Genomic DNA, 11,246 nt, shown 5'->3' on the forward strand with positions numbered 1-11,246 from the left:
TATGAATTCAGTACTCGGACATCACCATATTTCAATGATGACAAAAGATGCAGAAGAGAATAATCGATTTTACAATGAAGTGCTCGGTTTAAGACGTTTAAAAGTAACAGTCAATCAAGATGATCCGTCTATGTATCATATATTTTTTGGCGATAAGAAGGGGACACCAGGTACTGAACTTACCTTTTTTGAAATGCCTAATATCGGACAGACACATAAAGGCACCAATGCGATAACTAAAATTGGCTTATTGGTTAAAGACGAAGCGGCTTTAAGTTATTGGCAACAACGCTTTGACGAATATGGGGTAGAATACGGTAGTATCAAACAGTTCGCAGGTAGAAGAGGCTTACCGTTTGCAGATTCAGATGGCTTACATTTAGTCCTTCAAGTGGCAGACCAAGTCGACGGGAACTATCTTCCTTGGGAAGACTCAGCAGTCCCTCTAGAACACCAAATTATTAGTATGGGGACAGTTGAGTTGACGGCAAAACGATTGGATAAGCTTGAAAAAACACTGATTGAACTGTTCGATTATGAAAAGGTAGCAGGTGGTGACAACCAACGTCTTTATAGACCGAAAAATGGTAGTCATGAAGGTGAAATTTTAACTGTTTACAAAGATGGACCAAGAGAAAAACAAGGGCGTGGCAGTGTACATCATCTAGCGATTAATGTTCGAAATGATGATGAGCTCGAGTTTTGGCATGAGAGGGTAACGAAGAGGGGCTTTCGCTCAACTGGTGTCATTGACAGACACTTTTTTAAGAGTATGTATTTCAGAGAATCAAACGGCATAATGTTTGAAATTGCAACTTTAGATGGCCCCGGAATGACAGAGGATGAAGCGAATAAATCACTAGGAAATCACTTAGACTTACCGCCATTCCTAGAAGAGAAAAGAATACAAATAGAAGAAGATTTAATCAAACTATCATTTATTGAATAAAATGTGAGGAATTTCAAATGACTCAACTATTAGATAATTCAAAATTAGAAGATGTAACCATTCATACAATTACGTATATTGATGACATTGTCGGTCTGGGAGAAAAAAGACTGTCGATTGATCGTAAACATTTTGATGACTTAGAAATTTCAGAATCATTATTAAAAATGCATATTAATAGAGCCTCATTAGAAGAATTTACTAAGGAAAGAAATAAAGAGCTACTAGAATATGAGAATTACTCAGAATTTGATCATCTTAATAGTATGGTCGCTATGCTAGAGCACGATTTCTTTAGTATAGACAAAGTGAAGTTTTTTTATAGAGATGAAAACCATCTATCCGGTGAAGCGGTCATAGACACTTCAGATGAAGAACAAGTAAAAATGACTAGTGAGGTCAGTGGTAAATCGCTTATATTAACAATAGAATTACGATAAAAGAAATCCGTACATGTGATCGTGACTACATGTACGGATTTTATCTTACAGTAAATTTACGAATTTTTTCTTTCTTGGAAGTTGTAAGATTTCTACTAATTAATCAGTTAAAGCTTGATTCCATTTATCATTATAATTTGATGCGCAGTTTAAGACATCATAAGTCATAATAAGGATGAACTTCTAACATGAAGGCTACATGGTTCTTCACTTCAATCAAAGTTAGATTTTGTAAAGAAAAAGTATAAAAAACTTGAAAGTCAAACAAGGTCAATGTATAATAAAGTTATAAGTCAAAGATAGTCAAACTTCTCGGTAGGATTATTAATTTGGTAAGCACATAATTTGAAGTCACTGATGTCAGGCTTTATACTATAATCATAGTCAAATATAGTCAAAGTCAATACGAACTATGATTGAAACACTTTTAAAAGGAGGAAACACACATGAAATGTCAAAATTGTGGTATTAACGAAGCAAATGTTAACCTTGCAATGAATTTTAATAACCAAAAAATGCAGGTTCATTTATGTGACAGCTGTTTCCAAGAAATTCAAGGACAAATGATGAACTCTAACGATTTCTTTAAAGGTCAAAATAATGCAATGAATAACAATAAATACTTTAACGGACAAGGAAACAGTGCAACGAGCACTAGAACAAGAGAAGAAAGCAATAGAGACGGACTTTTAGATCAATTAGGTAATAATATTTCCGACGAGGCGAGAGCTGGGAAAATTGATCCTGTAATTGGTCGTGACAAAGAAGTTAAACGTGTCATTGAAACACTTAATAGAAGAAATAAAAACAACCCTGTACTCATCGGTGAACCTGGTGTTGGTAAAACTGCCATTGCTGAAGGCTTAGCACTTAAAATTGTTGAGGGCAACGTTCCTACGAAGTTGATGGACAAAGAAATTTATGTTTTAGATGTCGCATCACTAGTCGCGAACACTTCTATGCGTGGACAGTTTGAAGAACGTATGAAGCAGTTAATCTCTGAATTGAAAGAACGAAAAGAGGTCATCTTATTTATAGATGAAATTCACCAAATTGTTGGAGCAGGTTCTGCTGAAAGTTCACAAATGGATGCTGGTAACATTCTAAAACCAGCACTTGCACGAGGTGAACTACAGATCATCGGTGCAACAACGCTAAAAGAATATCGTCAAATTGAAAAAGATGCAGCGCTTGAGCGTCGTTTACAGCCAATCATTGTTAAAGAACCAAGTTTAGAAGAATCTGTATTAATCCTTAAAGGTATTAAAGATCGCTATGAAAAATTCCATGAGGTCAATTACTCTGATGATGCAATTGAAGCATTTGTTAACTTATCTAATAGATATATTCAAGATCGTTTCTTACCAGATAAGGCAATTGACTTAATGGATGAAGTCGGTGCACGACTCAACCTGTCTAATGCTGAAAATGATACGGAGTCTATTAAACTAAAATTAGACAAAATTGCTAAAGAAAAAGATGAAGCTGCTGAACAAGAAGACTATGAAACTGCAGCACACTTAAAATATCAAGAATTACAACTACAAAAACAACTAGATGCAGCAGAGGATGAACAAAAGACTTTAGATGTTGATGTCACAGATATTCAATTAATTGTAGAAGAGAAAACAGGTATTCCTGTAACAAAAATACAAGCAGAAGAACAAAATCAGATGAGACATCTGAGTGAAAATCTTAGTTCTAAAGTAATTGGGCAAGAACAAGCGGTAGATAAGGTAGCGAAAGCGGTCAGAAGAAGCCGTGCTGGACTAAAATCTAAATATCGTCCAATAGGTTCCTTCCTATTCGTTGGCCCAACTGGTGTTGGTAAAACGGAATTAACCAAAGCATTAGCTGAGGAAATTTTCGGTACAAGAGACTCTATGATTAGATTAGATATGTCTGAGTACATGGAAAAACATGCTGTCTCTAAAATTATCGGTTCACCTCCAGGTTACGTTGGTCACGAAGAAGCAGGACAACTAACAGAAAAAGTACGTCACAATCCTTATACAATTATTCTTTTAGATGAAATTGAAAAGGCACACCCTGATGTACAAAATATGTTCCTTCAAATTATGGAGGATGGTCAGCTTACTGATTCTCATGGTCGTACTGTTAGCTTTAAAGAAACAGTAATCATCATGACAAGTAACGCTGGTACAGGAGATAACAACGCTAGTGTTGGATTTAATGCGAATCAACATGAGTCAGTAACGACACTTGAGAACTTAAGTGATTACTTCAAACCTGAATTCTTAAACAGATTTGATGCAATTATTAACTTCAATGAATTGTCCGAAGAAAATCTGATGGAAATTACTGATTTAATGCTTAATGAGCTATCAGAGACACTTAAGGAAAATGATATTAACATCACTGTAACTGAAGACGCTAAGAAAAAATTAGTGAGCCTCGGTTACGATAAACGCTTTGGTGCTAGACCATTGAGAAGGGTGATTCAAGATAGAATTGAAGACCAACTTACTGATTTAATATTAGAATCGGATGGTTTAGAACAAGTCAGAGCGCACATTAAAAATGGTGAGATTGTCGTATCTAAAGCATAAGGAAGCGCAGAAAACTGAAATTTTAAATATTGAAAAAGGGTTGGGACAAAACAATTCCCTTCATATAATAAGCCGGACGTTAGCAATTCTTAAGGCATCGCGTGAGCCTGTAGTCTCACGCAGATGCTATTCCCCTAGAAGTCTAACGTTCGGCTTTTCTATTATAATTTATTATTTCCCTATATATTCAGAGTTTTTGTCCCAGCCCCTTTTTTTGTTGTTCGATTTTTATTTAGTAACCAAATCATTTATCAGTTATATCTACGAGTGATCCATTAGTAATGCTCAGTAAATCATCAGGTGTCACTTCGACCTGCATTCCTCTTTTACCAGCAGATACAACCATCTTATCAAGTGACTTAGCTTCAATAGCAATAAAGGTAGGAAAGTTTTTCTTCATACCAATAGGTGAGCAACCGCCTCTAATATAACCGGTCGTTTTCTCCAAGTCCTTCATATGCAACATGTCTACTTTCTTATTACCACTTTCCCTTGCCAGTGCCTTTAAATCCAATTCTTTTTTGGCTGGAATAAAAGCAACAATTGGCCCTGTGATATTACCAACTGCTACAAGCGTCTTAAATATTATTTGTTCTGACACTTCAAGTGTGTCGACTGAACGATCAGTATCTTTATGGTCCTCTGACCAAGCATATTCGTGAATTAAATAAGGGATTTTCTCTTTATCTAACTGTCTCATAGCATTCGTCTTTTGAACTTTCTTTTTCTTCAAGATGTCATACCTCCGTATTGTTATCTTAGCGCTTAGCATATCATATCTTTTCTAGTATAATAGATTTGAAGATTCGACGAGGAGATGCCTATGTTTTTAAAATCCCAAGAAGATGAAAGAACGCCTATAAAAAAGAAATATCATTTTGATCCGATCAAGGTAATTATTGGTATGGCTATTGGTTTTGTGACCCCAGAAGTTGCTGGATTTTTATCGAAAAATGTTATAGAGACAACTACCTTAAACAATATTGCCAATGTCTCACCGATTGGTCTTGCTGTAATTTTTGGACTTGTTGCTCTGTTTTTAACCTTCAAAGTCGAGCGCATATATGAAGAAGATATAGAGAAGGACAGGAATAGACAAGTTTCAAAAGGTGTGCAAAATGAGGTAACGGATAAGTTGGCAGAATATCAAGCAGCAAAAAAAGCGGGTGACACAGATAGAATGAAAGAGATTGAAGTTTGGCTAAAAGCACACAAAGTGACATTGAAGAAATAGGACACTTCATAGAGGAGTGTCTTATTTTTGTTGAAAAATAACAATAGGAAATATATTTTGTTAATTATTCACACTTTATTATTTACTTTGTTAGATTTGAACAATATAATTAATTTAAAGGTGATGGTGATGAAATCTAAAAGACAGCAATATATTTTAAGTCGGGTAGCGGAGTTTAGTGAAGTAACGATTGAAATGCTAGCTGAGGAATTGTCAGTGTCTGAAATGACAGTACGTCGAGATTTAAAGGAACTTGAAGAAAATGAACAAGTCATCCGTACTTCTAATGCGATCTTGCTTAAGGACTCTTTCTTGAACGAAGTCCCATTTGTAAAAAAACAGTTGGTTAATATCGAAGAGAAAAGGTTGATTGCAAAGAAGGCATTAGAATTCATTCATCCAGATGAAACAATCTTACTCGATGCTGGTACTACGACACTAGAAATTTGTAAACGACTTAAAAGCGTAGATTTCAAAGTTAGAATTGTAACAAATGATATAAAAGCGGCCGCGGAATTAATTGATAGTCAACACGAAGTCATTATTTTAGGCGGTCAAGTTCAAACGAATGTTGGGTCCATGTATGGTGCCCAGACAGTAGATATGCTGAACTCAATAAAGGTGAGTGTATCTTTTGTAGGTACACAAGCAATTGATGTTTATGAAGGCATATATGCACCAACAATTGAAAAAGCGAAAGTTAAACGATTGATGGTGGAATGTGGGCAGACATCTTATCTTGTTGTCGATTCCAGTAAATTCAATCACACAGCATTCGCTAAAATATGCGATTTAAATGACTTTACAGGTATTATTACTGACGATTCTCTAGATGAAGAAATCAGAGAAAGCCTGCAGTCCGCAACGACAGTCATTTAAGGAGGTAAGGCAGTGAAGGTAGGAATTATTGCGGATGATTTAACTGGCGCGAATGCGACGGGTGTCCGATTGAGCGAAAACGGCTTTCATCCTGCAACGTATTTTCATTACAATGACTTATTGAATGATGAAAATACTGATGTCATTGTCATTGACACTGATAGTAGATATGCGAGTGAAAGAGTTTTAGATCATAGAGTCGGTGGATCCTTAACTAAATTGAAGCACTGGGGTGCGGATATTTTAGCAAAACGAGTGGACTCTACTTTAAGAGGAAATGTCGGTAAGGAAATTGATATGATCTTAGAAACGGTCGGTGAAGAAACCATCGGAGTTGTTGTACCGTCATTTCCTGATTCAGGACGGATTACAGTTGGTGGGTACTTAATTGTTGATAGTCTGCCTTTACATAGAACAGATGCGGCCAATGATCCAATTACACCGATTACTTCATCATATGTACCTGAGATCATTAGTGCACAAACAGAGCATCAAGTGGGTGTAATGACCATAAATGATATGTCTGAAGACTGTGAAACTTTCTTAGAATCTTTTAAAAGCGTTATAGAAAAAGGAAACAAGATTGTTGTGTTAGATGCGGTCACGAATAATGATATTGAATTTATTGCTGAGGCACTCAGCCAATATAAGGGTCATAAGCTTGTTCCGATTGATCCAGGACCCTTTACTTCGCTCTATGCGAAGTATAGGGCCAATCAAATCGGTGATGATAGAAAGATAATTGTGACCGTAGGATCAGCGACTAAAGTATCAGAAAAACAACTAGTTTACTTAATCGATAGACTTAAGATTAAACCGGTAATACCGGATATAACAAAACTTGCAACCTTTGATCACAATTGGCACGACGAGGTTCAGAAATGTGTTAAAAAAGCTAAGAAACGTATGGAAGATAATGAAGTGACAGTGATTACAACCAACGAAGAGAATTTAGTGATTATTGATATTAAAAAAATAGCTGCTGTCAATGGTGTCACACCAGATAGAGTAGCTAAACGCATCACTGATGGACTCGCCACAATTACAAAACGTCTTATTGATGAATCCAGCCATGAAATTAAAGGGTGTTACGTCAGCGGTGGCGATGTGACCGCATCATTAGCAAGTATTACTTTAGCGAGTGGTATTAAACTTATCGATGAAGTAGGACCACTGATTGCTTACGGTCATTTACTTGGCGGTGAATATGAAGGTCTGCCACTGATTACTAAGGGTGGCATGATTGGAAACAGAGAAACATTATATGAAGCCATCCAATATTTAAAATCAAAATAGGAGGAATTACGTATGTCTAAAGCAATTATTGCAGTACCAATGGGAGATCCAGCAGGAATCGGACCTGAAATTACAGTTAAATCATTTACTAACAAAGAGGTATTAGAAGCGGCAAATTCCGTAGTAATTGGAGATAAGAAAGTAATTGAAAAAGCGATTGAAATTACGAATACAGATATCTCAGTAAATGTGATTGATGAAGTTTCACAAGCTGATTTTTCAAATAATGTGATTAACTTAATCGACCTAGATAATGTAGATATGTCTACATTTGAATATGGTCAAGTACAAGCTCAGTGCGGTAAAGCTGCATTTGAATATATTGAATATGCAATTAAATTAGCGATGGATAAAAAGGTCGATGCACTTGCGACTACACCAATAAATAAAGAATCTCTTAAAGCAGCTGAAGTACCATATATCGGGCACACAGAAATGCTTGAAGAATTAACAAACTCACATGATCCATTAACAATGTTCCAAGTTAGAAGCCTACGTATATTCTTCCTAACAAGACATTTATCAATCAAACAAGCCATTGATCAAATGACTAAAGAACGTGTACAAGACTATGTTAAACGTTCTTATGATGCACTAATTAAACTTGGTGTTGAAGAACCAAAATTAGCAGTTGCTGGTCTTAACCCACACAGTGGTGAGGGTGGATTATTTGGTAATGAAGAAATCGATGAAATCACACCGGGAATTAAACTGGCTCAAAAAGACGGTTTTGATGTTGTAGGTCCAGTACCAGCTGACTCCGTCTTTTTCCAGGCTTTAAATGGGCGTTATGATGCTGTAATTTCCCTTTACCACGACCAAGGACACATTGCTGCTAAGATGACGGATTTCCATAAAACAATTTCTATTACAAATGGCTTGCCTTTCTTAAGAAGTTCAGTAGACCATGGAACAGCATTTGATATTGCTGGTCAAAATATCGCTTCAAGTGAAAGTATGGAAGAATGTATTAAACTTGCTGGAGAATATGCGCTTACGTTTAAAAGCTAAGTAATGGGCGGGATAACCGCCCATTTATAAATACATAAAAGTGAAAACGTTTTATGTTTTAGATGGAGGAAATTTAAATGACGGATGTTTCTACAACTCAGATGATAGTCGGCTTAGTTATCGGAATCGCACTGTTAATATTTTTAGTGCTTAAAACCCGTATTCACGTCTTTGTGTCACTGTTAATTGCTGGAATTTTCACAGGTGTTGTCGGAGGCATGTCTCCGACAGATACAATTGAAACAATCTCAGCAGGCTTTGGTTCAACGCTCGCTTCGATTGGTATTATTATTGGACTAGGTATCATGATGGGGAAAATCATGGAAATATCAGGTGCAGCTGAGAAGTTAGCTTATACAATGATTAAGTTTATAGGACGTAAAAAAGAGGAGTGGGCGATCGCAATCAGTGGTTATATTGTAGCAATTCCAATATTCGTAGACTCTGCTTTTGTAATTTTACAACCTCTAGTTAAAGCATTATCACGTCAAACAGGTAAATCTGTTGTGACGCTTGGTGTTGCTTTAGCAATTGGACTTGCTGCCACGCACCATGCAGTACCACCCACACCAGGTCCTTTAGGCGTAGCTGGAATTTTCGGAGCGGACATCGGAATGATGGTGATTATTGGACTGGTTGTTTCTTTTCCAGTTATTATTGTCGGTATCCTATATGCGAAATGGTTAGGCAAGAAAATTTATCAATTACCAGAAGAAGATGGAGACGGTTATTATAGACCGACTGCCAAAGAAGCATTTAAAGAGTTTGAACAAGCGGCGACAGTCAGAGAGGAAAACTTACCATCATTCTTTAAATCGTTTTTACCTATTTTAATTCCTTTGGTATTAATTTTTGGTAATACAGGAATGAATGCTTTGCAAGATGGTGGTGTAATCAGCTTATCTGACACAGTAATGAGTTATATTACTTTCTTAGGTAATCCAATCATCGCGGTTGGGCTAGGTTTAATTTATGCGCTTGTGTTCTTAACGAAAAATTTAACTAAAGACGAGACTCTAAATGAACTTGAAGAAGGTGTAAAATCCGCTGGTATTATTCTACTGGTTACAGGTGCTGGTGGTGCCTTAGGTGAAGTATTACGTGTTGGAGGCACAGGTCAAGTTATTGCTGAACAAGTTGCAACATGGAGTGTCCCTGCAATTCTCATTCCTTTCCTTATCGCAACATTTGTAAGGCTTGTTCAAGGCAGCGGTACCGTTGCAATGATTACTGCAGCATCTATCGCTGCACCTATCGTCTCTAATATGGGATTAGATCCTGTTTTAGCTGCACAGGCCGCTGCCTTTGGTGCTATGGTCTTCTCATACTTCAACGACAGTTTGTTCTGGGTTGTTAATAGAATGCTCGGAATTACTAAGATTAAAGAGCAAATTATGGTATGGTCAGTACCAACAACACTAGGTTGGTTAACAGCTGGTATTACACTGGTAATCATCGATTTACTTTTCTACTAATTATTACAGTCAAATTACGTTATCTTACATGCTTCAGAAGCAAAAACACACACGTAATAGCTAGAGCCTTGATACATAAGGCTTCTAGCTATTTTTTTATATTATTTTAGAATGAGAAATAGTATTTTTGAGAATGTGAATGTTCTGCGATTTTTCACTTTAATTACAAGTTGGTTACAAAGGACAAATTAGCAATATCATGTGCTATAGTAGGTCTCATGGGAATCGCACGTGACGCGAATTTAAAAAACATCCAAATTACGGAGGCTTTATCAATGAAAAAAACTATTATTTCTGCAGCATCACTTACAGCATTATCAGCAGTGGCTGCAGCTAACATATCTGCATCAGAAGTAACGGTAGATTCAGGAGATACACTTTGGAGTTTATCTAGTGAAGCTGGTAAAACAGTTGAGGAAGTTAAATCATTAAACAACTTAACTTCAGACATCATCTTCCCTGGTGACGTTCTTAAGATCGATGGAGAAGCTCCAGCAGCACCGGCTGAAGAAGTAAGCTCAGACGCGACTACATATACAATTGAAGCAGGCGATACTTTATTCGCAATCGCTAACCAATTTGACGTATCAGTTTCTGACCTACAAGAGTGGAACAACCTTACATCAGACCTAATCTTCGTTGGGAAAACAATCAACGTTGCAGGTGGTTCAGAAGCAGCTGAAGAAGCTCCAGCTGTAGAAGAAACATCAGCACCTGCTGTTGAAGAAGTAGAAGTTGAGGAAGTTGAAGAAACTCCTGAAGTTCAAGATGTAGAAGAAGTTGAAGAATCTGAAGAAGTAGAAGAATCTGAAGAAGTTTCAGAACCAGCTCCAGCACCTGCACCAGAAGTATCAGGTGGAAACGCAGCATCAGTTGCGCACTCAGTAGCAGCAGGTAAGAGCTACGTATGGGGTGGAAACTCTGCAACAGCAGTAGACTGCTCAGCATTCACTCAGCAGTTCATGAAAGCATTCAATGGTAAAGATATTCCTAGAACAACTTATGGTCAGCAAGCAGCAGGTACACAAGTATCTAACCCACAACCAGGTGACCTAGTATTCTTTAACAACTACTCACACGTAGGTGTTTACATTGGTAATGGCCAAATGGTAGATGCACTTAACCCTTCAGAAGGCGTTGGCGAGCGTGCAGTATCATACGTACATGGTCACGTTGACGGTTACTACAGATTCTAATAATATTAATATGAAGAGAAAAGACTTGGATCCTTTAAGATCCAAGTCTTTTTTGTTAGTTTAAGTAGGATTGGGTGAGACGAAATGTTGTTAGATGAGCTTCGAAAACAAAACGAAGCTGATGTAATGGTGTAGCTTCGCTTCGAAAACAAAACGAAGCTGATGTAATGGTGTAGCTCCGCTTCGAAAACAAAAC

Annotated in this window: 10 protein-coding genes; 9 read left to right on the top strand and 1 reads right to left on the bottom strand. The window is 37.0% G+C overall.

The window, feature by feature from the left end; all coding sequences use genetic code 11:
• The first annotated feature begins 1 nt into the window (after position 1).
• The 3 genes from EYB29_RS00175 to EYB29_RS00185 all read left to right on the top strand — a co-directional run bounded on the left by EYB29_RS00175 (position 2) and on the right by EYB29_RS00185 (position 3,959).
• On the top strand, positions 2–949 hold the full coding sequence (locus tag EYB29_RS00175) for a VOC family protein (RefSeq protein WP_166626210.1): 948 nt from the start codon (positions 2–4) through the stop codon (positions 947–949).
• A gap of 17 nt (positions 950–966) precedes the next feature.
• Positions 967–1,389: a hypothetical protein gene (locus tag EYB29_RS00180; RefSeq protein WP_026866968.1), complete on the top strand. Its 423-nt coding sequence runs from the start codon at positions 967–969 to the stop codon at positions 1,387–1,389.
• 446 nt (positions 1,390–1,835) lie between these two features.
• On the top strand, positions 1,836–3,959 hold the full coding sequence (locus EYB29_RS00185; RefSeq protein ID WP_166626211.1) for an ATP-dependent Clp protease ATP-binding subunit: 2,124 nt from the start codon (positions 1,836–1,838) through the stop codon (positions 3,957–3,959).
• Positions 3,960–4,203: 244 nt separating this feature from the next.
• Here EYB29_RS00185 and ybaK read toward each other — a convergent pair whose 3' ends face one another.
• Entirely contained in the window at positions 4,204–4,659 is a 456-nt protein-coding gene (ybaK, locus tag EYB29_RS00190; RefSeq protein ID WP_371807487.1) for a Cys-tRNA(Pro) deacylase, read from the bottom strand.
• A gap of 123 nt (positions 4,660–4,782) precedes the next feature.
• On the opposite strand from ybaK, the gene EYB29_RS00195 reads away from it, so the two are divergent.
• The 6 genes from EYB29_RS00195 to EYB29_RS00220 all read left to right on the top strand — a co-directional run bounded on the left by EYB29_RS00195 (position 4,783) and on the right by EYB29_RS00220 (position 11,050).
• Positions 4,783–5,193 carry a hypothetical protein gene (locus tag EYB29_RS00195; protein ID WP_026866962.1) on the top strand — a complete coding sequence of 137 codons (411 nt, stop codon included), beginning with the start codon at positions 4,783–4,785 and terminating at the stop codon, positions 5,191–5,193.
• Between the two features lie 129 nt (positions 5,194–5,322).
• Positions 5,323–6,072 (top strand): DeoR/GlpR family DNA-binding transcription regulator, encoded by a 750-nt coding sequence (locus tag EYB29_RS00200; protein WP_166626213.1) that lies wholly within the window; start codon positions 5,323–5,325, stop codon positions 6,070–6,072.
• A gap of 12 nt (positions 6,073–6,084) precedes the next feature.
• Complete coding sequence (locus EYB29_RS00205; RefSeq protein WP_166626214.1) at positions 6,085–7,368, top strand: four-carbon acid sugar kinase family protein; 1,284 nt, start codon at positions 6,085–6,087, stop codon at positions 7,366–7,368.
• 12 nt (positions 7,369–7,380) lie between these two features.
• Positions 7,381–8,379 carry a 4-hydroxythreonine-4-phosphate dehydrogenase PdxA gene (pdxA, locus tag EYB29_RS00210; protein WP_166626215.1) on the top strand — a complete coding sequence of 333 codons (999 nt, stop codon included), beginning with the start codon at positions 7,381–7,383 and terminating at the stop codon, positions 8,377–8,379.
• Positions 8,380–8,456: 77 nt separating this feature from the next.
• The gene (locus EYB29_RS00215) at positions 8,457–9,854 is read left to right on the top strand and encodes a GntP family permease (RefSeq protein ID WP_166626216.1); all 1,398 of its coding nucleotides are present in this window, start codon (positions 8,457–8,459) and stop codon (positions 9,852–9,854) included.
• Between the two features lie 275 nt (positions 9,855–10,129).
• Entirely contained in the window at positions 10,130–11,050 is a 921-nt protein-coding gene (locus EYB29_RS00220) for a LysM peptidoglycan-binding domain-containing protein (protein ID WP_026866957.1), read from the top strand.
• Positions 11,051–11,246: the final 196 nt, after the last annotated feature.

The organism is Jeotgalicoccus sp. S0W5, from assembly GCF_011634875.1.
In the GTDB taxonomy this organism is placed as follows: domain Bacteria; phylum Bacillota; class Bacilli; order Staphylococcales; family Salinicoccaceae; genus Jeotgalicoccus; species Jeotgalicoccus marinus.

Bases quoted from the DNA above. Each gene is read 5' to 3' on its own strand.
- pdxA (WP_166626215.1), top strand. From the start codon at position 7,381: ATGTCTAAAGCAATTATTGCAGTACCAATGGGAGATCCAGCAGGAATC.
- EYB29_RS00185 (WP_166626211.1), top strand. From the start codon at position 1,836: ATGAAATGTCAAAATTGTGGTATTAACGAAGCAAATGTTAACCTTGCA.
- EYB29_RS00220 (WP_026866957.1), top strand. From the start codon at position 10,130: ATGAAAAAAACTATTATTTCTGCAGCATCACTTACAGCATTATCAGCA.
- EYB29_RS00215 (WP_166626216.1), top strand. From the start codon at position 8,457: ATGACGGATGTTTCTACAACTCAGATGATAGTCGGCTTAGTTATCGGA.
- EYB29_RS00180 (WP_026866968.1), top strand. From the start codon at position 967: ATGACTCAACTATTAGATAATTCAAAATTAGAAGATGTAACCATTCAT.
- EYB29_RS00200 (WP_166626213.1), top strand. From the start codon at position 5,323: ATGAAATCTAAAAGACAGCAATATATTTTAAGTCGGGTAGCGGAGTTT.
- ybaK (WP_371807487.1), bottom strand. From the start codon at position 4,659: ATGAGACAGTTAGATAAAGAGAAAATCCCTTATTTAATTCACGAATAT.
- EYB29_RS00195 (WP_026866962.1), top strand. From the start codon at position 4,783: ATGTTTTTAAAATCCCAAGAAGATGAAAGAACGCCTATAAAAAAGAAA.
- EYB29_RS00175 (WP_166626210.1), top strand. From the start codon at position 2: ATGAATTCAGTACTCGGACATCACCATATTTCAATGATGACAAAAGAT.